The sequence below is a fragment of the Bradyrhizobium sp. ORS 86 genome, assembly GCF_045571475.1.
Classification (GTDB): Bacteria; Pseudomonadota; Alphaproteobacteria; order Rhizobiales; family Xanthobacteraceae; genus Bradyrhizobium.
This window is the reverse complement of the sequence record NZ_CP120699.1, coordinates 6775577-6795826: the sequence shown is the minus strand read 5'-3', so window position 1 is coordinate 6795826 and position 20250 is coordinate 6775577. Positions and strand designations below refer to the sequence as shown.

Here is a 20250-nt window from a genome sequence, read left to right as displayed (position 1 = left end):
GGTGCCATGCGATTTCTTGCGACGTTCCAGACCGCCGACTTCATCGACACGCTGATCAGTCTGGCTTCTGCCTTCGTGCTCGGCACCTTGATCGGCGCCGAGCGGCAGTACCGGCAGCGCACCGCGGGCCTGCGCACCAATGTGCTGGTCGCGGTCGGCGCGGCCGCCTTCGTCGACCTCGCGATGCATCTGGCGGGCGCCGACGGCGCGGTGCGGGTGATTGCCTATGTCGTGTCGGGCATCGGCTTCCTCGGCGCCGGCGTCATCATGAAGCAGGGCATGGACGTGCGCGGCCTCAACACCGCGGCAACGCTGTGGGCCTCGGCCGCGGTCGGCTCCTGCGCCGGCGCCGACTTGGTGGCGCAGGCGGTGGCGCTGACTGTGTTTGTGATCGCCGGCAACACGCTGCTGCGTCCGCTGGTCAATGCCATCAACCGCATTCCGTTCGACGAGAAAGCCTCGGAGGCGACCTACTACGTCAAGGTCGCGGTGACCACAGATGGCCTGCCCGCGATGCGCGACCGCCTGGTGGAGAAGCTCGAAGCGGCGAGCTATCCGGTCGCCGATGTTGCCGTGGTCGAGGTCGGCGACGGCCTACCCGAGATCGTGGCGACGCTGGTCTCGACCGCGATCGATCCTACCGAGTTGAACACCGTGGTCGCCGACCTCAAACGGCAACCGGGCGTGCGTCATGCGACCTGGGAAAGCAATACCGCGGACTGAGTTCCAGCGATCTCGCGCCAAGGAACCATGCCGGAGCGGAATCGTTGACGTCGCGGAAACGTCGCGAGTGGGACGAAATGGCTGCGGATCATACCAGGCAAACGTATCGCAAACACATGCTGATCGCCGCCGCGCTGGTGGCGGCCGGCGTCGCGATTGCGGGCCTTTCGCTGCACGAGATCTACGCGACCGCTCCCGAGCAGATGGCGCAGGCGACACAACCGCTGAAGCCTTCGCCGGAGCCGCAGAAGACCGCTCCGCCGGCGGAGTCGAAGCCCGGCGGCGATCGTCCGACCACACCGGCACCGGAGCCGGCGCATCCGGACACCAACGCGCAGAAGGAGGGCGCCAAGCCGGTGTTGCCGCCGGCGCCCGCCGAGAAGACCGCGCCGCCGATCAAGCAGAAATAGCCGGCCGCGAGCCCTGCGCATTGTGACGCGCATTTGACGATCGATGCCGATTATCCAGTCTCGCCTCGGCCGCGCGCTCGCCCCATAATCCGTCCTCACTGCAACGCCAGATGGGGCATGCCATGAAGATCGAGGACGTCAGGCGCAACGCCTATTCGATGCCGCTCACCAATCCGTCATTTCCGCCGGGGCCTTATCGGTTCTTCGACCGCGAGTATTTCATCATCACCTACAAGACCGATCCGGAAGCACTCGCGGCCATCGTGCCGGAGCCGCTCGAGGTCGCCGAGCCGGTGGTGAAGTACGAATTCATCCGCATGCCCGACTCGACCGGCTTCGGCGACTACACCGAAACCGGACAGGTCATTCCGGTTCGCTTCAGGGGCGAGGAGGGCGCCTATACCCACGCGATGTACCTCGACGACGAAGGTCCGATCGCCGGCGGGCGGGAGCTGTGGGGATTCCCGAAGAAGCTCGCAAAGCCCAAGATCGAGGTCGAAAGCGACGTGCTGGTCGGCTCGCTGCACTATGGCTCGGTGCTGTGCGCTTCGGCGACCATGGGCTACAAGCACCGCAAGATCGACCACGACACGTTGCTGAGCGCGATGAAGGTGCCGAACTTCATCCTCAAGATCATCCCGCATGTCGACGGCAGCCCGCGGATCTGCGAGCTGGTGCGCTTCCACCTCGAGGACATCACGCTGAAGGAGGCCTGGACCGGTCCCGCCGCGCTCGGCCTGTTTCCTCACGCGCTCTGCGACGTCGCCCGCCTGCCGGTGCGCGAGGTGGTCTCGGCGCTGCACTACAAGGCGGATCTGACGCTGGGGCTGGGGACGGTGGCGTTCGACTACATGGCGCGGTGATCCCCGAACTGTCGTGCCCCGCGCAGGCGGGGCATGACAGTACGCCGAGACAGATATTGGGATCGACAGGCCGATGGTTACTGGGTCACCCGCCTTCGCGGGTGACGACAGCCGATGGTCAGCGCACCAGAACGTTGCGGAACTGCCAGGGATCGCTCGAATCGATATCTTCCGGAAACAGACCCGGACGATCCGTCAGCGGGGTCCAGTCGGTATAGTAACCCTTGACCGGCCCGAGATAGGGCATCTGGATTTCCAGCAGACGATCGAAATCCATCTCGTCGGCTTCGACGATGCCTTCGTTCGGGTTTTCCAGTGCCCATACCATGCCCGCGAGCACGGCGGAGGTCACTTGCAGGCCGGTGGCGTTCTGATAGGGCGCGAGTTTGCGGGTCTCTTCGATGGAGAGCTGCGAGCCGTACCAGTAGGCATTGTTGTCATGGCCGAACAGCAGCACGCCGAGTTCGTCGATGCCATCGACGATTTCGTTCTCATCGAGGATGTGGTGCTTTTCCTGCATCTTCGCGGCGCGGCCGAACATTTCATGCAGCGACAGCACGGCATCGTCAGCCGGATGATAGGCATAGTGGCAGGTCGGCCGATAGATCGCCGTGCCCGATGCGTCACGCACCGTGAAGTAATCGGCGATCGAGATCGCCTCGTTGTGGGTGACGAGGAAGCCATACTGCGCGCCGCGGGTCGGGCACCAGGTGCGCACGCGCGTGTTGGCGCCGGGCTGCATCAGATAGATGGCAGCGCCGCAGCCAGCTTCGTGGGTACGCGCATTCTCGGGCATCCATTTTTCATGGGTGCCCCAACCGAGTTCGGACGGCTGTACGCCTTCCGACAGGAAACCCTCTACCGACCAGGTGTTGACGAAGACATCCGGCTCTTTCGGCGACTTGGAACGCTGGGTGTCGCGTTCAGCGATGTGGATGCCCTTGACGCCGGCCTGCCGCATCAAGTCCGCCCATTCGGCCTTGGTCTTCGGCTTGGGGGCATTGAGCTTCAGATCCGCGGCGACATTGAGCAGCGCTTGCTTGACGAAAAAAGAGACCATGCCGGGATTGGCACCACAGCAGGAGACGGCTGTCGTCGAGCCGGCGGGGCGCGCCTTCTTGGCGGCCAGCGTCACTTCGCGAAGAGCGTAGTTGGAGCGGGCTTCCGGGCCCTTCGACGAATCGAAATAGAAGCCGAGCCAGGGCTCGTTGACAGTGTCGATATAAAGCGCGCCAAGTTCGTTGCAGAGCTCCATGATGTCGGTGGAGCCGGTATCGACCGAGAGATTGACGCAAAAGCCCTGGCCGCCGCCTTCCGTGAGCAGCGGGGTCAGCACATCGCGATAATTGTCCTTGGTCAGGCCACGCTGGATGAACCTCACATTGTGCTTCTCGCAATGTGCCTTGCGGCCCTCGTCCTTGGGATCGATCACGGTGATGCGCGACTTGTCATAGTCGAAATGGCGCTCGATCAACGGCAACGTGCCTTTGCCGATGGAGCCGAAGCCGACCATGACGATAGGACCGGTAATCTTCGCGTAGATCTGCGAGGCGGGGCTCATGGGATGGTTTCTCCGGAAAGTGCTGGCAGACAAATCGTCAGGAGTGGATCAGGGGTTGCGTCGCTTCGCGGTGACTTCGATCTCGACTTTCATCTCGGGCCGGTAAAGCCCTGCGACGATCAGCAGCGTCGCCGCCGGGCGGATCTCGCCGAGAACCTCGCCGCAGACCGCGAAATGGGCGTCCGCATCGTTGGCGTCGGTCAGGTAGTAGGTCGCGCGGACGATGTCGGCCATCGCGAAGCCGCCCTCCTTGAGGGCTGCCTCGATGGTCTTGAAGCAGTTGCGTGACTGGCTCGTGACATCATCGGGCATGGTCATCGTGGTGTAGTCGTAGCCGGTGGTGCCGGCGACGAAGGCGAAGTCGCCGTCGATCACGGCGCGGCTGTAGCCGGCGGTCTTCTCAAAGGGCGAGCCGGTGGAAATCAGGCGGCGGGGCATGTTCGGACCTCGACTGAAGGGGGAGCTTGGCGCGGGGTTTACGGGCAATTTGCGCGCCCGTGCAACCCCCGCTCGTGGGCTCAGCGGGATTGCTGCGTGGTGTCGGGCGGCGACGGCGGCGTGGCGGCCCAGCGCCGCACCAGGATGTCCCTGACGATCATGACTGAAATCAGGGCCAGCATGACTGTGGTGACGAGGCCGCGCAGGCGCGGGCGCGCGACGTCGGTTGCGGGAAGGTTGTCTGCCATGGCGACCGCGCTTCTTACGCCGCGTGCGGCACGGCGAGCGGTGCCTTCCGGTTGCGGGCGCGGGATGCCCTCGCCTTGGGCAGCCATGCGCCGGTCGGCGTGATCATGCCGGAGGCGTCGTCGAGAGCACCCTCGACGAGCTCGATTGCGAGCAGCCGCTCGCGCTCGAACGCGCCCGGCAGCGCGAGCGCGCCGGTCTTGCCGGCCGAGAAGCCGAAGCGGGCGTAATAGGGCGCATCGCCGAGCAGGATCACCGCGCCATGGCCGCGCGCCCCGGCGACGGTGAGCGCGCGCCGCATCAGGGCGGCGCCGACGCCGAGGCCGCGACAGTCGCCGTCGACTGCCAGCGGCCCCAGCATCAGCGCGCTGCGGCCCCCCGCGCTGACGTGCCACAGCCGCACGGTTCCAGCCAGCCGGCCGTCCTGGCGCACCGCCGACAGGCTGAGGCCTGCGGCGGGCGCGCGTCCGTCGCGCAGGCGCTGGCAGGTGCGCGTATGGCGGTTGCAGCCAAAGCAGGCATCCAGCAGCGCTTCGCGCGCGACGACGTCCGATGCCCGCTCCGCACGGATCGCGAACGGAGCGGCATTCCGGATGAGGGCAACGGGGGTGTTCCGTCTTGCAGTCATGGCACGTCAGTCCCCGCTCGCAGCGGCATGTGGCATGCCGCGGCAAGCGTCGTTCAGAGCTTTGCAAATGGTCTGGGAGGGAGCCGGCGGGCCGGCTCCCGGTTCGTCAGGCCTCGAACAGGAGGCGGATCAGATGTGGTAGGTCTTCAGCGGCGGAATGCCGTTGAACGCCACCGACGAGTAGGTCGACGTATAGGCGCCGGTGCCTTCGATCAGCAGCTTGTCGCCGATCTCGAGCGTCACCGGGAGCGGATACGGCAGCTTCTCGTACAGCACGTCGGCGCTATCGCAGGTCGGACCTGCGAGCACGCACGGCGTCATCTCCGCCCCGTCATGCGGGGTGCGGATGGCGTAGCGGATCGACTCGTCCATGGTCTCGGCGAGACCGCCGAACTTGCCGATGTCGAGATAGACCCAGCGCACCTCGTCCTCGTCGCTCTTCCGCGAGATCAGCACCACCTCGGTCTCGATGATGCCCGCATTGCCGACCATGCCGCGACCAGGTTCGATGATCGTCTCCGGAATCTGGTTGCCGAAGTGCTTGCGCAGCGCGCGGAAGATCGACCGGCCGTACTGCACGACCGGCGGGACGTCCTTGAGGTACTTGGTCGGGAAGCCGCCGCCCATGTTGACCATGGTCAGGTTGATGCCGCGCTCGGCGCAATCGCGGAACACGGTCGACGCCATCGCGAGCGCGCGGTCCCACGCCTTCACCTTGCGCTGCTGCGAGCCGACATGGAACGAAATGCCGCACGGCTCCAGCCCCAGGCGCTTGGCGAGGTCGAGCACCTCGACCGCCATCTCCGGGTCGCAGCCGAACTTGCGCGACAGCGGCCACTCGGCGCCGGCGCAATCATAGAGGATGCGGCAAAACACCCGGGCGCCGGGAGCGGCGCGGGCGACCTTCTCGACCTCGGCGACGCAGTCGACCGCGAACAGCCGAATGCCGAGCGCGAAGGCGCGCGCGATGTCGCGCTCCTTCTTGATGGTGTTGCCAAAGGAGATGCGGTCCGGCGTCGCGCCGGCGGCCAGCGCCATCTCGATCTCCGCCACCGTCGCGGTGTCGAAGCAGGAGCCGAGCGAGGCGAGCAGCGACAGCACCTCGGGCGCCGGATTCGCCTTCACCGCGTAGAACACGCGGCTGTCCGGCAGCGCCTTCGCGAAGGTCTGGTAGTTGTCGCGCACGACTTCGAGGTCGACGACGAGGCATGGCTCGGTGTCGAGGCCCTCGCTGCGGCGGTTGCGCAGGAATTCCTGGATGCGTTCAGTCATGGCACTCTCCAACGGCCCCAGCGACGGGGATCCGCTCAACGTGACGTCGGATAAGAGCGCTCTGGCCACATTGCGCGATGGAGGCGCAACGAAGCCAAAAAACTCAAACCAGACTGTGCTGCCGTGGATTGGTTGGGAGAGTCTCCCGCCCGCTCACCTGGCAATGAAGGACAAGCCTTTTCAGTAGCCCGCGCCGGCGTTGGACTGCCGGTAGAGACCAAAAAAGCCCGATCCGTCGTTGCTTTAAGTCGCGTCCCCCGTGGAGAGCGGGGTGCGCCGGTTCGCCTCCGGCTGCCAGTCACGGTTGCAAAAAGTGGCGAGACCTTCAACGGCATCCCTGGAGAGAGATGCTGGCCGCCTCGTGTCCTGATGGACGTAAGCGACCCTCGGTTCTTCCACCCCTTGGCGGCTGTCCGGCCTCTTGTCCGGATACCTACCGACTGACACACGACCACAGGCACGTGCGAAATTGGGCAAGCGAGGAAATAAGTCTTTTGACTTTGTCGCGCAAGATTTTTTTTGCGACAGCGACAAATTTCCCTAACGCGCGCTTGCGATCGCGCGCGTCGTGCTCGCTTCAGTGTGCGGAAGATGAACGGGTGTTAAGAATGACTAACGAAGCGTGTGCGTTTCAGCCCTGTGCCGCAGCGCTTTCTCGAATCGCCGGTGTCACGCGCGACGTGTGAACGGCTCGACGCGCTGAGCGGCGCGGATGAAGGCAATCATGATCAGGACGCCGATGCCGAACAGCACGGCTTGCAGGATGTGTGCGCCGACATCGTTGAGCCCGAACAGAATTGCGAGCGCCCATCCGCCGGCGAACGCCGCGCCGAACACTTCCGCGCCGATCAGGATCGCCGCCGAGATCACGGTGATGACGCTCGGCCAGACGATGGTGCGGTTGCCTGAGGGGGAGGGCTGCATGGTCATGGAATAGGTCCTGTTCAGGGGGCGCAATCTCTCCGAAAAGTGCCCATCTATCAAGCGCAAAAGGCCTAAAAACGCCGTATCACGTGATATAGACTCGCCGCATTTTCAAGACGAAAAACGGAACATTCGATGTCAGAAACCAGCGCGCAGGCCGAGGCTCGGAATTTTGCCAACCCCCTCCTGAAGGCGTGGCAGACGCCGTTCGAAACGCCGCCCTTCGCCGAGATCCAGCCAGAGCATTTCCTGCCTGCTTTCGAGCAGGCCTTTGCCGATCATTCGGCGGAAATCGCCGCGATCACTCATGATCCGGCGCTGCCCGACTTTGCCAACACCATCACCGCGCTGGAACGCTCGGGCAAGCTGCTGTCGAAGGTTTCGGCGGTGTTCTACGACCTGGTCTCGGCGCATTCGAACCCCGCGATCCTCGAGATCGACAAGGAGGTCTCGCTGCGGATGGCGCGGCACTGGAATCCGATCATGATGAACGCTGTGCTGTTTGGCCGCATCGCCATGCTGCACGAGAAGCGCGCCTCGCTCGGCCTGACCGGCGAGCAGATGCGGTTGCTGGAACGCACCTACACCCGCTTCCGCCGCGCCGGCGCCGGCCTCGACGACGCCGCCAAGGCGCGGATGGCTGAGATCAACGAGCGCGTCGCCCATCTCGGCACCTCCTTCAGCCATCATCTGCTCGGCGACGAGCAGGAGTGGTCGATGGAGCTCGGCGACGGCGACCTCGCCGGCCTCTCCGACACATTTGTGGCGGCCGCCAGGGCTGCGGCAGCAGAGCGCGGCAAGCCCGGCAAGGCGATCGTGACGCTGTCGCGCTCCTCGGTCGAGCCGTTCCTGCAGAGCTCCGCCCGCCGCGACCTGCGCGAGAAGGTCTACAAGGCCTTCATCGCCCGCGGCGACAACGGCAACGCCAATGACAACAACGAGACCATCGTCGAGATCCTGAAGCTCCGCGAGGAGAGCGCCGGGATTCTGGGTTACCCGACCTACGCCGCCTACCGGCTCGAGGATTCCATGGCCAAGACGCCGGAGGCCGTCCGTGGCCTGCTTGAGCGGGTGTGGAAGCCGGCGCGCGAGCGGGCGCTGGCGGACCGCGACGCGCTACAGGAGCTGATTGCGGAGGAGGGCGGCAATTTCGCCCTCGCGCCATGGGACTGGCGCTACTACGCCGAGAAGCTCCGGCAGCGGCGGGCCAATTTCGACGATGCCGCGATCAAGCCCTATCTGGTGCTCGACCACATGATCGAGGCCGCCTTCGACTGCGCCACCCGCCTGTTCGGCATCTCCTTCGAGGAGCGCAAGGACATCCCGGTCTGGCATCCCGACGTGCGGATCTGGGAGGTCAAGGACCGCAACGGCAATCACAAGGCGCTGTTCTACGGCGACTACTTCGCCCGGCCCTCGAAGCGCTCCGGCGCCTGGATGACCTCGCTGCGCGACCAGCAGAAGCTCGATGGCGACGTCGCCCCGCTGGTGATCAATGTCTGCAACTTCGCGAAGGGGGCGGACGGTGCGCCGTCGCTGCTGTCGCCGGACGACGCGCGGACCCTGTTCCACGAGTTCGGCCACGCCCTGCACGGCATGCTTTCGGATGTGACCTATCCCTCGCTGTCGGGAACCTCCGTGTTCACCGATTTCGTCGAGCTGCCGTCGCAGCTCTACGAGCACTGGCAGGAGCGGCCAGAGGTGCTGCAGCGTTTCGCCCGGCACTACCAGACCGGCGAACCACTGCCGGATGACCTGCTGCAGCGCTTCCTCGCCGCGCGCAGGTTCAACCAGGGCTTTGCCACTGTGGAGTTCGTCTCCTCGGCGCTTGTCGACCTCGAATTCCATACCCAGCCGGCCGCGGCCAGCCGCGACGTCCGGGCGTTCGAGAAGCAGGAGCTGGAGAAGATCGGCATGCCCGCCGAAATCTCGCTGCGGCACCGCCCGACCCAGTTCGGCCACATCTTCTCCGGCGACCATTATGCTTCGGGCTATTACAGCTACATGTGGTCGGAGGTGATGGACGCAGACGCCTTCGGCGCCTTCGAGGAGGCCGGCGACATCTTCGATCCCGCCACCGCCAAGCGGCTGCATGATGATATCTATTCGTCGGGCGGCTCGCGCGATCCCGAGGAAGCCTACGTCGCCTTCCGTGGCCGCGAGCCCGAGCCGGACGCGCTGCTGCGCCGGCGCGGTCTGCTCGAGACCCATGAGGCGGCCTGAGATGGCGCCGATCCTGCGCCGCCTTGTCGGCTCGCTCGCGCTCATGGGTGCCGTCCTGCTCGGCACGGCTCCCGCCTATGCCCATCCCCATGTCTGGATCACGGCGAGGAGCGAGCTGATCTACGCGCCCGACGGCACCATCACCGGGGTTCGGCACGCTTGGACTTTCGACGACATGTTCTCGACCTATGCGCTGCAGGGCATCGAAGCCAAGACCAAGGGCAGCTACAGTCGCGAGGAGCTGGCGCCGCTGGCCCAGACCAATGTCGAGTCGCTGAAGGAATACGCCTATTTCACCTTCGCCAAGGCCGACGGCAAGAAGCAGAAATTCACCGAGCCGGTGGACTATTTCCTCGAATACAAGGACACGGCACTGACCCTGCACTTCACGCTGCCGGTGAAGACGCCGTTCAAGGCCCGTCAGCTCGCGCTCGAGGTGTTTGATCCGACCTACTTCATCGATTTCCAATATGCCGACAAGGACCCGGTCAAGTTGACCGGCGCATCGGCCGACTGCAAGATGCAGTTCGAGCGGCCGAATGACGGCTCTGCCGCCGCGCAGAAGCTCGGCGAGCAGAATTTCCTGGATGGCAGCAACAGCAATTTCGGCATGATGTTCGCCAACAAGATCGTGGTGGATTGCCCATGACGACAATGCTGTCCCGCATGATGCGTGGCCTCGCCATCTCCGGCGCCGTGCTGGGAGCGGTGGCCTTGCTCGATGGCGCGAGCCACGCCTTGCTGGCGCAGAATCCGTTCGGCGCGCCGCGCGTGGCGGAGCCGCAGGGGGGCCTCGTCGGCTGGCTGTTGGCAAAGCAGTCGGAGTTCTACCGCGAGATGTCTGCAACTATCCGCGCGGCCAAATCCGATGGCTCGGCGGTGTGGACGCTGCTGGCGATCTCCTTTGCCTACGGGATCTTCCACGCCGCCGGCCCCGGCCACGGCAAGGCGGTGATCTCGTCCTATCTGGTCGCCAATCGCGAAACCGCCCGCCGCGGCATCGTGCTGTCGTTCGCCTCGGCGCTGCTGCAGTCGCTGGTCGCGGTCGTCATTGTCGGGATCTGCGCTTGGCTGCTCAATGCGACGGCCAAGACCATGTGCGGGGCGGAGAAGGCAATCGAGATCGCGAGCTACGCGCTGATCGCCGCGTTCGGCGCCCGGCTGCTCTGGGTCAAGGGCCGCGGCCTGATCCGGGCGCTGCAGATGCCACGTCCGGCGCTGGCGGTGGCTGGTGCCCAGCAGCATGGTTCCGGCGGCCACGAGCATCACCACGCCCACGCGCATCACGATGATCGTCACGGGCACGGACATGACCACGGTCATCAGCCCGACGATGATCCGCACCACGTCCATGACGAGCATTGCGGCCATTCGCACGGACCGACGCCGGCCGAGCTCGCCGGTCCCGGCGGCTGGCAGCGCGGCCTGAGCGCGATTTTCGCGGTCGGGATCCGGCCGTGCTCGGGCGCGATCCTGGTGTTGGTGTTCGCACTGGCGCAGGGCCTGTTCTGGGCCGGCGTAGCCGCGACCTTCGTGATGGGGCTCGGGACCGCGATCACGGTAGCGGCGATCGCCATCGTGGCGGTGTCGGCGCGCGGGGTGGCCGAGACGCTCAGCGCCGCCCGCGACGGCGGCGGCATGCTGATCATGCGCGGCCTGGAATTCGTCGCCGCCGCGTTCGTGCTGCTGTTCGGCCTGGGCCTGCTGTTCGGCTACGTCGCCGCCGAACGGGTGACGTGCCTCTAAGTCACCTCGCCCCGCTTGCGGGGAGAGGTCGGATCGCGAAGCGATCCGAGTGAGGGGACTCTCCACGAGTTGCGGACCGTCGCTTTGCGGAGACAGCCCCTCACCCCAACCCTCTCCCCGCAAGAACGGGGAGAGCGGGAAGAATCCGCATTCAACTCGTCAAATACCCTCTGATCGCCGGCAGGAAGAAGATCGCGATGTTGATCGCGAAACCGATGCTCCACAGGATCGAGCGCAGTGTCGGCCGGTTGCCGATATAGGTGAAGACGTAGGCGATGCGCACGATCAGGAACAGCACTGCCAGCTCGTCGATCAGCCGCAAAGGGCCGAGCCGAAACTCGGCGAGCAGCACGGCGACGGCGAAGAACGGAAAGGCCTCGAGGCCGTTCTGGTGGGCGCCGAGCGCCCGCGACCGGATCGGGTCGTCGTAGAAGTGCGGATCGCGCGGCCGGGAATTGTCGAAACCGCGGAAGCCGATCCATTTCACGGATGCGATCGTCAGGAGCGAGAGCATCAGCGTCCCGAAGACGCACCATTCGGCGACCGTCATGGTTCCTCCCCCATTTCGGAGCGGAAGGTAGCCAACCCGCGCTCGGCTTGACAAGGTTGGAGCAACGCGCGAAGCCCAAGGTCATCATGAGCACGGTCATTCCGTTCGAAACTGCGAAGCGGGCCGCGGACGCGACGGCTGAGCGCGTCGGCGTGCTGCTGGTCAATCTCGGCACGCCGGATACGGCGGACGCGGCGGGCGTGCGGGTGTACCTGAAGGAATTCCTGTCCGATCCGCGGGTGATCGAGGATCAGGGCCTGCTCTGGAAGCTGATCCTCAACGGCATCATCCTGCGCGTGCGTCCGCGCAGCAAGGCGCGCGACTACCTGAAAATCTGGAATGTCGAGAAGAACGAGTCGCCGCTGAAGACGATCACGCGCTCGCAGGCCGACAAGCTCGCGGCCGATATCGCCGGTCATGGGCATGTCACGGTCGACTGGGCGATGCGCTACGGCAACCCGTCGATGCAGTCGCGCATCGAGGCGCTCGCTGCCCGTGGCTGCAGCCGGCTCCTGGTCGTGCCGCTCTACCCGCAATATTCCGCCGCAACCTCGGCAACGGTCTGCGACGAAGCGTTTCGTGTGCTGGCGGGCATGCGCGCGCAGCCGATCCTGCGGGTGACGCCGCCCTACTACGATGACCCCGCTTATATCGAGGCGCTGGCGCAATCGATCACTGCGCATCTGGCTGACATGCCGTTCCAGCCCGAGATCATCCTCGCGTCCTTCCACGGTATGCCGAAGGAGTATGTCGAGAAGGGCGATCCCTATCAGGCGCAGTGCATCGCGACGACCGACGCCTTGCGCAAACGCCTCGGGCTCGACGCGTCGAAGCTGATCCTCACCTTCCAGTCGCGTTTCGGCAACGCCGAGTGGTTGCAGCCCTATACCGACAAGACCGTCGAGAAGCTGGCGAAGGATGGCGTGCGGCGGATCGCCGTGGTCACGCCCGGCTTCTCGGCCGACTGCCTGGAGACGCTGGAAGAGATCGCGCAGGAGAACGCCGAGATCTTCCGGCACAATGGCGGCGAACAGTTCGCGGCGATCCCGTGTCTCAACGACAGCGACGGCGGGATGAACGTGATCCGCCAGCTTGTGCTGCGCGAGTTGCAAGGCTGGATATAACAAGGCTGGATCTAGATCGTTAACGATCGATGTCGCTGGACACACCGCGTCGGTTCAGCCTTCATGCATCTGGCAGCCCGCAACACCACTCCCTACGTAATGCTCAAAAAGAACGGCCGGCTGAACCGGCGTAGCGGTCCTGCCGACCAATGGGCGACCGCGCCCGGCGGGCGGTCCGGCCGGCCCTGGAGGACTTTATGACTGGTTTCGATGTTTTCGCGATCGCGCTTGTTCTTCTTGTCATCGTCACGTTGTTCGCCGGGGTCAAGACCGTCCCACAAGGCTTTGACTGGACCATCGAACGTTTCGGCAAATACACCCGCACGTTGACGCCGGGGCTCAATCTGATCGTGCCGTATTTCGACCGCGTCGGCCGCAAGATCAACATGATGGAGCAGGTGATCGACATTCCCGAGCAGGAGGTGATCACCAAGGACAACGCCACCGTGACGGTGGACGGCGTTGCGTTCTTCCAGGTGTTCGATGCGGCGAAGGCGAGCTACGAGGTCGCCAATCTGACACAGGCCATCACCGTGCTGACCATGACCAACATCCGTTCGGTGATGGGCTCGATGGATCTCGACCAGGTGCTGTCGCATCGTGACGAGATCAACGAGCGGCTGTTGCGCGTGGTCGACGCCGCGGTGTCGCCCTGGGGCGTCAAGGTCAACCGCATCGAGATCAAGGATATCGTGCCGCCGGCCGACCTCGTCGAGGCGATGGGGCGGCAGATGAAGGCCGAGCGTGTCAAGCGCGCCGACATCCTGCAGGCGGAAGGCCAGCGGCAGTCCGAGATCCTGCGCGCCGAGGGCGCCAAGCAGGGCCAGATCCTGCAGGCCGAGGGCCGGCGCGAAGCCGCCTTCCGCGACGCCGAGGCGCGCGAGCGCCTTGCTGAAGCCGAGGCCAAGGCGACGCAGATGGTCTCGGATTCGATTGCCAAGGGCGACGTCGCCGCGCTGAACTATTTCATCGCCGACAAGTATATCAAGGCGTTCGGCCTGCTTGCGGAATCGCCGAACCAGAAGGTGCTGATGCTGCCGATCGAGACTTCGAGCGTGCTGGGCTCGCTCGCCGGCATCGGCGAGATCGCGCGCGCCACGTTCGGCGAGAGTGCCGCGTCCGCCTCGGCGGCCGCGCGGCGCGGCTCGGTGCCGCCGGCTGGGTCAACTCCGCCGGCAGTGCCGCCGGCCGGGCCGACTCTGCCGCCGCAGAGGTGAGGGCGTGATGGCATCGCGCCCGCAATCAGAGAGGTCGTGACAATGGCCGAGATGTTTTCGACGTTGGGCACATGGAACTGGCTGATCTTCGGCTTCATCCTGATGGCGCTGGAGCTGGCGGCGCCCGGCGTGTTCCTGTTCTGGCTCGGGCTTGCGGCGCTCTTGGTCGGCTTGCTGTCGTTCGCGATCACTCCGTCCTGGCAGACGCAGCTCCTGATGTTCGCCGTGTTCGCCGCCGCCGCCGTGCCGGCGTGGCGGCATTTCGCCAGGAGCGCGACAGCGGCAAGCCAGAGCAACCCGTTCCTCAACCGCCGCAACCAGGCCCTGATCGGCCGCGAATTCACCCTCGAGAAGCCGATCATCGACGGCGCGGGCACGGTGCGGATCGACGATACGGTCTGGCGCATCGCCGGCCCCGACATCCCGGCCGGCAGCCGGGTGAAGGTCATCCGGGCCGACGGTGCCAGCCTGACGGTGGCGGTGGCCTAGCTTCGCTCGTCTCGGCCCTGCGAAGAGCGGGGAGAGGGAGAAGATCAGTCATCGCGCCGGCGCCAGCGCTCGGCGAAGCGATTGAGCGGCGCGAAGGTCTGCAACAGCTCCCTGCCGAGCGCGGTGAGGCCGTAACCGTCGCTTGTCAGCTCGACGAAACCGGCGTCGCGCAGCTCGGTCAACCGCGTCTGCAGGATTGTCGGCGAGGCCTCGTCGCAGGCGGTGCGCAACGCGCGCGAGGTCAGCGCGTTCTCCCGCAATTCCCAGATGATCCGCAACGTCCAGCGACGGCCCAAGAGGTCGAGCAGCGCCATGATCGGACGCCCGGTCCGTGAGCCGCGGACGCCGGGTCTGGCGGGCTGAACCTGCTTCGGCATAAACACGACTCCCTCTTGCGTATTGCTACAGATATTGTAGCGTGCTGCTACAATAATTGTAGCTAGGATATCAGTCCATGTCACGCATCGCGCCGCTCGATCCGCCTTACCCGGCGGACGTTCAACAGGATTTCGACCGCATCATGCGCGGCAGGCCGCCGCTGCTGCTGTTCCGCGTCATGGCCGGCCATCCGCGCGCCTGGGAGAAGTTTCGCGGCGGCGGCCTGCTCGACCGCGGGCCGCTGCCCTTGCGGCAGCGCGAGATCGTGATCGATCGCACCTGCGCGCTGAACGGCTGCGAATATGAGTGGGGCGTGCATGTCACCGCGTTCGGCGCGGCCGCCGGGCTTTCGGAGGAGCAGGTTCGCGCCACCGTGCACGGCCCGGCCGACGCAGATTGCTGGTCGCCGGACGAACAGGCGATGATCGCGGCAGTCGACGCGCTGCATGCGCGCGCGACCTTGAGCGAGGCCGAGTTCGCGGCGCTGAGAGCGCATTACGACGACGACCAGATCCTGGAGATCATCCTGCTGTGCGGCTTCTACCGCACGGTCTCCTATCTCACCAATGCACTGGCGATGCCGCTGGAGGCGACGGCGGCGCGGTTTCCGATGTAGCCGTCATTGCGCGACCGTAGGGTGGGCTAAGCGAAGCGTGCCCACCATCGCGAGCACGCTAGCTGGTGGTGGGCACGGCGCATGCGCGCCTTTGCCCACCCTACACGTCCTCGCACTCGGAAGGATGGATTGCTTCGCTTCGCTCACAATGACGCGGTGAGAGACTGAGCTGGTCTACGCCACGCCAGCCCGCAACAGGTCGTGCAGGTGAATGATGCCGACCGGCTTCTTCGCATCGGTCACGATCAGTGTGGTGATCTTCGACGCGTTGAGCAATTCCAGCGCCTCGCCGGCGAGCGTGTCGCGGCTGATTGTCTTCGGCGTCTTGGTCATCACCTCGTCGACGGTCGCGGTCATCAAATCGGGGCCCATGTGGCGGCGGAGGTCGCCGTCGGTCACGATGCCGATGATGTAACCCTGCGCATCGAGGATGCCGACGCAGCCGAAGCCCTTCGAGGTCATCTCGACCAGTGCATCCGACATTTTGGTGCCCTGTGGCTTCAACGGCACCGCATCGCCGGTATGCATCAGGTCGCGCGCATATTTCAGCATGGCGCCGAGCTTGCCGCCCGGATGCAGCACGCTGAAATCGGTCGAGGTGAAGCCGCGGCCTTCGAGCAGCGCGATCGCCAGCGCATCGCCGAGCGCCAGCATCATCAGCGAGGACGTGGTCGGCGCCAGATTGTGCGGGCAGGCCTCGCGCGCCTTCGGCAGCGTCAGTTGGACGTCGGCGGCCTTGCTCAAGGTTGATTCCTTGTCCGCCGTCATCGCGATCAAGGGAATGCCGAAGCGCGCGGCGTAGGCGATCAGGTTGCGCATCTCCGGCTGCTCGCCGGACCATGACAGCGCCAGGATCACATCGTCGGCGGTAATCATGCCGAGGTCGCCGTGGCTCGCTTCGGCGGCGTGCACGAAGAACGCCGGCGTGCCTGTCGAAGCGAAGGTTGCCGCGATCTTGCGTCCGATATGACCCGACTTGCCGAGCCCGGTGACGATCAGCCGCCCCTTCGCGTTGCGGATCAGGTCAGCCGCCGCGGTGAAGCACACGCCAAGGTCGGACTTAAGCGCCGCCGCGATCGCGGCAACGCCGCTCGCCTCGGCATCAAGGGTGCGGAGCGCCGATTGAACGGCGCCGTCATCGGGGCCGGATGATTTGGTCATCAGCGGTTTCGGTTTGGCCATATCGGATTCCAGGGAAGAGCTTTGCGCCCGGGCGTCTCCCTTAGCACGGTCCATTCCGTGACGCGACGCGCGGCGCGCGGCCCTCAACGGCTCATTAACCATAATTGTTTTAACTCCATTAACGACGATTTCCGGCAGCAGCCGGAATGCGTTCGTCAAGTGCATGGATTTGTTGAGGTATTTCTGTCGTGGTGCGGGGGCCAGCAAGGGGCCGGGCTGGGCGCGGGCGTCTCGTTCGCATTGCCTTGCCGTGTCTTGCGCTGACTGCGACTGCGGGGTTCGCGGAGGCCCAGACCGTGACGCCCGACCTGTTCAGCCCGACGCGGCAGAGCCAGTTCATCGATCCCAACTCGCCGCTGCGCCCGATCACGGCCGATGCGAGCGATCCGCTCAATGGTTCAGGCTTGCCTGACCGCGATCGCAACCGGCGCACGCCATCGCGTGCCGGCACTGCTCAACTCGGCACCGGCCAGCTCCCGATCTACGGGCTGCCGGCTGCCAACGGCGCCTCGACCTCCGGCTACGATTCGCTCAACCGCAAGCGACAGAGACCGAAATACTATCCAGGCCAGGCAAGGCCGAAGCCGTCGCCCGGTCCCGGCACGCCGCCGCCTCCATCGCCGCCGCTCGATGCCGCCGGGCAGTTGCGGCTGTCGATCCCGCCGTCGGCCACGGCCAACAAGCCGCCGGTCCCGCCGGCGATGGCCGGCATCATTCCTGGGCAACCGCCGCGCAGGCGGCTGAGGCTCGACGACGATCCGTTCGGTGCGGTCGGCGATTACGCCGGCTCGTTCCTGATCAAGACCGCCGTCGAGGTCATGGCCGGCTACGATACCAATCCGGGCCGGCTGTATTCGCCGCAGGGACGGGCGTTCTACATGGTCTCGCCGGAATTCCTCGCGGTGTCCGACTGGGAGCGGCATGCTGTTGTGGCCGACCTGCGCGGCTCCTTCACCGGCTACGGCTCTGACCTGACGCCGAACGCCGACGGCACGCCGCTGTCGGCGCCGCTCGACATCGACCGTCCCAATTTCGTCGGCCATGTTGACGGCCGCTTCGACGTCTCGCGAGACACGCACCTCACCGCGCAGGCGCGCCTGCTGGTCTCGACCGACAATCCGGGCAGCCCGAACATCCAGGCCGGCCTTGCCAGATATCCGCTCTACAGCACGGTCGGCGGCACCTTCGGCATCGACCAGAATTTCAACCGCCTGAATGTCGCCGCCGGCGCCACCATCGACCGCACCGACTACCAGTGGTCCAAGCTCACCGACGGCACCACCTCGTCGAACGACGATCGCAACTTCACCCAGTATGGCGGCGTCGGCCGCGTCAGCTATGAGCTGACGCCGGCCGTCAAGCCCTTCCTCGAAGTGGAAGGCGACAGCCGCGTCCATGATCTCTACCTCGACCGCGCCGGCTACGCGCGCGATTCGAACGGTGGCTATGCCAAGGCCGGCACGTCGTTCGAGTTCACGCGGCTCTTGTTCGGTGAGGTCTCGATCGGCTACGCGATGCGCGACTATGCCGACACGCGGCTCGGCCGGCTCGAAGGCCTGCTCACGACGGCATCATTGACCTGGACCGCGACGCCGCTGACGACGGCGAAATTCTATTCCGACACCCAGCTCGGCGAGACCACGCTGCCCGGTACCTCGGGCGTGCTGTCGCGCACCTACACCGTCGAGGTCGATCACGACTTCCGCCGCTGGCTCACCGCGATCGGCAAGTTCACCTACGGCACGCTCGAGTACAAGGGCGACAACCGCACCGACTCGATCTACTCGGTATCGACCGACCTGATTTACAAGATGACCCGCAGCCTTTGGGTCAAGGGCACCGTGCGCCGCGACTGGCTGGACTCCAACCAGCCCGGACAGAGCTCGGCCTCGACGGTGGTGATGCTGGGCGTGCGGGTGCAGAATTAGCGGCGAGGCGGGGCACCCAGTACGCCGTGGCCTTTCGTTTACGCCCTGACGTCTCTGGAATACTGGATCGCCCGCCTTCGCGGGCGATGACAGTTGAGTTTGTGGAGAGCAGTCCCGCGCAACCGCCGCGGCGTTACCGCGGCAGGTCCGTCTTCCCCATCAGGAAGGTGTCGATCGAGCGCGCGCAGAGGCGGCCTTCGCGGATCGCCCAGACCACGAGCGACTGGCCGCGGCGCATGTCGCCGGCGGAGAACACCTTGGCCTGCGAGGTCTTGTAGTCCTGCAGGTTGGCGCGGACGTTGCCCCGCTGGTCGAGATCGACGCCGAGCGTCTTGAGCAGGCCCTCGTGCACCGGATGCACGAAGCCCATCGCGAGCAGCACGAGCTCGGCTTCAAGCGTGAACTCGGTGCCGGGCAGCGGCTTGAACTTGTCGTCGACCTTCACGCAATGCAGCTTGGTGACCTTGCCGTCGGTGCCCTCGAACTTCTGGGTCAGCACCGCGAATTCGCGCACCGCGCCCTCGGCCTGGCTCGACGACGTGCGCATCTTCAGCGGCCAGTTCGGCCAGGTCACGCCCTTGTTCTCATGCTCGGGCGGCGCCGGCATGATCTCGAGCTGCGTCACCGACTTGGCTCCTTGCCGGAACGAGGTGCCGATGCAGTCGGAGCCGGTGTCGCCGCCGCCGATCACGACGACATGCTTGCCGCCGGCGAGGATTTCGGCGGCGCCGTTCAGCGGCTCGCCGGAGACGCGGCGGTTCTGCTGCGGCAGGAAGTCCATCGCGAAGTGGATGCCGGCGAGATCGCGGCCGGGAATCGGCAGGTCGCGCGGGGCTTCCGCGCCGCCGGTCAGCGCCACGGCGTCATATTGCTTGGCGAGCTCCTGCGGATCAATCGCGCCTGGCGTGCTTCCGCCCACTGCCTTGCCGTAATGGAAGGTGACGCCCTCGGCTTCCATCTGCGCCACGCGGCGGTCGATGATGTTCTTTTCCATCTTGAAGTCGGGGATGCCGTAGCGTAGCAGGCCGCCGGCCTTGGCGAACTTCTCGTAGACATGCACCTCGTGGCCGGCGCGCGCGAGCTGCTGTGCGCAGGCGAGGCCCGCGGGGCCGGAGCCGATCACGGCGACCTTCTTGCCGGTCTTTTCCGGCGCGATCTCCGGCTTCAGCCAGCCATTGTCCCAGGCGCGGTCGACGATCGCGCATTCGATGGTCTTGATGGTGACCGGGTTGTCGTCGATGTTGAGCGTGCAGGAGGCCTCGCACGGCGCCGGGCAGATGCGCCCGGTGAACTCCGGAAAGTTGTTGGTCGAGTGCAGGTTGCGCGAGGCCTCTTCCCAGTTGCCCTGATAGACGAGGTCGTTGAAGTCGGGGATCTGGTTGTTGACCGGACAGCCCGGCGTGCCCGGCGCGGCGGAGCCGGTGCCGTGGCAATAAGGGATGCCGCAGTTCATGCAGCGCGCGGCCTGGTCGCGCGTGTCCTTCTCGCTCAGGGGAATGACGAACTCGTTGAAGTTCTTCAACCGCTCGGCGACCGGCGTGTACTTGCGCTCGTTGCGGTCGATCTCGAGAAAACCTGTAATCTTGCCCATTAAACCCGATGCCCCTGCATCATGTGTCTGTTCTCCTCGACCCTCATCCTGAGGAGCGGCGCGTGCGCCGCGTCTCGAAGGATGGAGGCCCGTGTCGCGGCCTCATGGTTCGAGACGGCGCTTCGCGCCTCCTCACCATGA

21 protein-coding genes are annotated in these 20250 nt (G+C 65.5%); 11 read left to right on the top strand and 10 right to left on the bottom strand.

The annotated features are described in order from the left end of the window. The first annotated feature begins 6 nt into the window (after nt 1-6). From P6U25_RS31290 to P6U25_RS31280, 3 genes are all read left to right on the top strand, one after another. Nucleotides 7-723, top strand: a complete 717-nt coding sequence (locus P6U25_RS31290; protein WP_407148597.1) for an MgtC/SapB family protein — start codon at nt 7-9, stop codon at nt 721-723. 77 nt (nt 724-800) lie between these two features. Continuing rightward, on the top strand, nt 801-1133 hold the full coding sequence (locus P6U25_RS31285; RefSeq protein ID WP_407148596.1) for a hypothetical protein: 333 nt from the start codon (nt 801-803) through the stop codon (nt 1131-1133). Nucleotides 1134-1255: 122 nt separating this feature from the next. Then, entirely contained in the window at nt 1256-1996 is a 741-nt protein-coding gene (locus P6U25_RS31280) for an acetoacetate decarboxylase (RefSeq protein WP_407148595.1), read from the top strand. A gap of 118 nt (nt 1997-2114) precedes the next feature. Here P6U25_RS31280 and P6U25_RS31275 read toward each other — a convergent pair whose 3' ends face one another. The 6 genes from P6U25_RS31275 to P6U25_RS31250 form a co-directional block, all read right to left on the bottom strand. Further along, nucleotides 2115-3557 carry a homospermidine synthase gene (locus P6U25_RS31275; protein WP_407148594.1) on the bottom strand — a complete coding sequence of 481 codons (1443 nt, stop codon included), beginning with the start codon at nt 3555-3557 and terminating at the stop codon, nt 2115-2117. 48 nt (nt 3558-3605) lie between these two features. Beyond that, nucleotides 3606-3995, bottom strand: coding sequence for a RidA family protein (locus P6U25_RS31270; RefSeq protein WP_407148593.1), 390 nt, complete (start codon nt 3993-3995; stop codon nt 3606-3608). Nucleotides 3996-4075: 80 nt separating this feature from the next. After that, nucleotides 4076-4243: a hypothetical protein gene (locus P6U25_RS31265; protein ID WP_407148592.1), complete on the bottom strand. Its 168-nt coding sequence runs from the start codon at nt 4241-4243 to the stop codon at nt 4076-4078. Between the two features lie 14 nt (nt 4244-4257). Beyond that, a complete protein-coding gene (locus P6U25_RS31260; protein ID WP_407148591.1) occupies nt 4258-4869 on the bottom strand; it encodes a GNAT family N-acetyltransferase in 612 nt (203 codons plus the stop codon). A 129-nt stretch (nt 4870-4998) separates the two neighbouring features. Further along, nucleotides 4999-6141, bottom strand: coding sequence for a type III PLP-dependent enzyme (locus P6U25_RS31255; protein WP_407148590.1), 1143 nt, complete (start codon nt 6139-6141; stop codon nt 4999-5001). Between the two features lie 669 nt (nt 6142-6810). Then, the gene (locus P6U25_RS31250; protein ID WP_407148589.1) at nt 6811-7071 is read right to left on the bottom strand and encodes a hypothetical protein; all 261 of its coding nucleotides are present in this window, start codon (nt 7069-7071) and stop codon (nt 6811-6813) included. 129 nt (nt 7072-7200) lie between these two features. Between P6U25_RS31250 and P6U25_RS31245 the strand changes: the two genes are divergently transcribed. Genes P6U25_RS31245 through P6U25_RS31235 form a run of 3 tightly spaced genes read left to right on the top strand, consistent with a single transcriptional unit; the run spans nt 7201 to nt 11034 of the window. Further along, nucleotides 7201-9288, top strand: a complete 2088-nt coding sequence (locus tag P6U25_RS31245; protein WP_407148588.1) for a M3 family metallopeptidase — start codon at nt 7201-7203, stop codon at nt 9286-9288. After that, nucleotides 9275-9937, top strand: a complete 663-nt coding sequence (locus P6U25_RS31240) for a DUF1007 family protein (protein ID WP_407148587.1) — start codon at nt 9275-9277, stop codon at nt 9935-9937. The genes P6U25_RS31245 and P6U25_RS31240 overlap by 14 nt, the downstream gene beginning before the upstream one ends. Continuing rightward, nucleotides 9934-11034 (top strand): nickel/cobalt transporter, encoded by a 1101-nt coding sequence (locus P6U25_RS31235; RefSeq protein WP_407148586.1) that lies wholly within the window; start codon nt 9934-9936, stop codon nt 11032-11034. The genes P6U25_RS31240 and P6U25_RS31235 overlap by 4 nt, the downstream gene beginning before the upstream one ends. Nucleotides 11035-11185: 151 nt before the next feature. On the opposite strand, the gene P6U25_RS31230 is transcribed toward P6U25_RS31235, so the two are convergent. Beyond that, a complete protein-coding gene (locus P6U25_RS31230; protein WP_407148585.1) occupies nt 11186-11584 on the bottom strand; it encodes an MAPEG family protein in 399 nt (132 codons plus the stop codon). Nucleotides 11585-11670: 86 nt separating this feature from the next. Between P6U25_RS31230 and hemH the strand changes: the two genes are divergently transcribed. The 3 genes from hemH to P6U25_RS31215 all read left to right on the top strand — a co-directional run bounded on the left by hemH (nt 11671) and on the right by P6U25_RS31215 (nt 14414). Beyond that, a complete protein-coding gene (gene hemH / locus P6U25_RS31225) occupies nt 11671-12708 on the top strand; it encodes a ferrochelatase (RefSeq protein WP_407148584.1) in 1038 nt (345 codons plus the stop codon). A gap of 197 nt (nt 12709-12905) precedes the next feature. Then, nucleotides 12906-13925, top strand: a complete 1020-nt coding sequence (locus P6U25_RS31220; RefSeq protein ID WP_407148583.1) for an SPFH domain-containing protein — start codon at nt 12906-12908, stop codon at nt 13923-13925. A gap of 42 nt (nt 13926-13967) precedes the next feature. Next, nucleotides 13968-14414, top strand: a complete 447-nt coding sequence (locus P6U25_RS31215) for an NfeD family protein (protein WP_407148582.1) — start codon at nt 13968-13970, stop codon at nt 14412-14414. 44 nt (nt 14415-14458) lie between these two features. On the opposite strand, the gene P6U25_RS31210 is transcribed toward P6U25_RS31215, so the two are convergent. After that, the gene (locus P6U25_RS31210) at nt 14459-14791 is read right to left on the bottom strand and encodes a winged helix-turn-helix transcriptional regulator (protein WP_407148581.1); all 333 of its coding nucleotides are present in this window, start codon (nt 14789-14791) and stop codon (nt 14459-14461) included. A gap of 77 nt (nt 14792-14868) precedes the next feature. Here P6U25_RS31210 and P6U25_RS31205 point away from each other — a divergent pair, with 77 nt between their 5' ends. Next, nucleotides 14869-15408 (top strand): carboxymuconolactone decarboxylase family protein, encoded by a 540-nt coding sequence (locus P6U25_RS31205; protein WP_407148580.1) that lies wholly within the window; start codon nt 14869-14871, stop codon nt 15406-15408. Nucleotides 15409-15582: 174 nt separating this feature from the next. On the opposite strand, the gene P6U25_RS31200 is transcribed toward P6U25_RS31205, so the two are convergent. Next, nucleotides 15583-16590 carry an SIS domain-containing protein gene (locus P6U25_RS31200; protein ID WP_407148579.1) on the bottom strand — a complete coding sequence of 336 codons (1008 nt, stop codon included), beginning with the start codon at nt 16588-16590 and terminating at the stop codon, nt 15583-15585. Nucleotides 16591-16778: 188 nt separating this feature from the next. Here P6U25_RS31200 and P6U25_RS31195 point away from each other — a divergent pair, with 188 nt between their 5' ends. Continuing rightward, on the top strand, nt 16779-18518 hold the full coding sequence (locus P6U25_RS31195) for an outer membrane beta-barrel protein (protein ID WP_407148578.1): 1740 nt from the start codon (nt 16779-16781) through the stop codon (nt 18516-18518). Nucleotides 18519-18651: 133 nt separating this feature from the next. Here P6U25_RS31195 and P6U25_RS31190 read toward each other — a convergent pair whose 3' ends face one another. Beyond that, a complete protein-coding gene (locus tag P6U25_RS31190; RefSeq protein ID WP_407148577.1) occupies nt 18652-20109 on the bottom strand; it encodes a glutamate synthase subunit beta in 1458 nt (485 codons plus the stop codon). Nucleotides 20110-20250 lie beyond the last annotated feature (141 nt).

What these genes read in the sequence shown, in the direction of transcription:
- P6U25_RS31230 (WP_407148585.1), bottom strand. Translation starts at nt 11,584, where the DNA reads ATGACGGTCGCCGAATGGTGCGTCTTCGGGACGCTGATGCTCTCGCTC.
- P6U25_RS31265 (WP_407148592.1), bottom strand. Translation starts at nt 4,243, where the DNA reads ATGGCAGACAACCTTCCCGCAACCGACGTCGCGCGCCCGCGCCTGCGC.
- P6U25_RS31235 (WP_407148586.1), top strand. Translation starts at nt 9,934, where the DNA reads ATGACGACAATGCTGTCCCGCATGATGCGTGGCCTCGCCATCTCCGGC.
- P6U25_RS31205 (WP_407148580.1), top strand. Translation starts at nt 14,869, where the DNA reads ATGTCACGCATCGCGCCGCTCGATCCGCCTTACCCGGCGGACGTTCAA.
- P6U25_RS31215 (WP_407148582.1), top strand. Translation starts at nt 13,968, where the DNA reads ATGGCCGAGATGTTTTCGACGTTGGGCACATGGAACTGGCTGATCTTC.
- P6U25_RS31200 (WP_407148579.1), bottom strand. Translation starts at nt 16,590, where the DNA reads ATGGCCAAACCGAAACCGCTGATGACCAAATCATCCGGCCCCGATGAC.
- P6U25_RS31290 (WP_407148597.1), top strand. Translation starts at nt 7, where the DNA reads ATGCGATTTCTTGCGACGTTCCAGACCGCCGACTTCATCGACACGCTG.
- P6U25_RS31260 (WP_407148591.1), bottom strand. Translation starts at nt 4,869, where the DNA reads ATGACTGCAAGACGGAACACCCCCGTTGCCCTCATCCGGAATGCCGCT.
- P6U25_RS31275 (WP_407148594.1), bottom strand. Translation starts at nt 3,557, where the DNA reads ATGAGCCCCGCCTCGCAGATCTACGCGAAGATTACCGGTCCTATCGTC.
- P6U25_RS31210 (WP_407148581.1), bottom strand. Translation starts at nt 14,791, where the DNA reads ATGCCGAAGCAGGTTCAGCCCGCCAGACCCGGCGTCCGCGGCTCACGG.
- P6U25_RS31240 (WP_407148587.1), top strand. Translation starts at nt 9,275, where the DNA reads ATGAGGCGGCCTGAGATGGCGCCGATCCTGCGCCGCCTTGTCGGCTCG.
- P6U25_RS31245 (WP_407148588.1), top strand. Translation starts at nt 7,201, where the DNA reads ATGTCAGAAACCAGCGCGCAGGCCGAGGCTCGGAATTTTGCCAACCCC.
- P6U25_RS31270 (WP_407148593.1), bottom strand. Translation starts at nt 3,995, where the DNA reads ATGCCCCGCCGCCTGATTTCCACCGGCTCGCCCTTTGAGAAGACCGCC.
- hemH (WP_407148584.1), top strand. Translation starts at nt 11,671, where the DNA reads ATGAGCACGGTCATTCCGTTCGAAACTGCGAAGCGGGCCGCGGACGCG.
- P6U25_RS31280 (WP_407148595.1), top strand. Translation starts at nt 1,256, where the DNA reads ATGAAGATCGAGGACGTCAGGCGCAACGCCTATTCGATGCCGCTCACC.
- P6U25_RS31190 (WP_407148577.1), bottom strand. Translation starts at nt 20,109, where the DNA reads ATGGGCAAGATTACAGGTTTTCTCGAGATCGACCGCAACGAGCGCAAG.
- P6U25_RS31220 (WP_407148583.1), top strand. Translation starts at nt 12,906, where the DNA reads ATGACTGGTTTCGATGTTTTCGCGATCGCGCTTGTTCTTCTTGTCATC.
- P6U25_RS31255 (WP_407148590.1), bottom strand. Translation starts at nt 6,141, where the DNA reads ATGACTGAACGCATCCAGGAATTCCTGCGCAACCGCCGCAGCGAGGGC.
- P6U25_RS31285 (WP_407148596.1), top strand. Translation starts at nt 801, where the DNA reads ATGGCTGCGGATCATACCAGGCAAACGTATCGCAAACACATGCTGATC.
- P6U25_RS31250 (WP_407148589.1), bottom strand. Translation starts at nt 7,071, where the DNA reads ATGACCATGCAGCCCTCCCCCTCAGGCAACCGCACCATCGTCTGGCCG.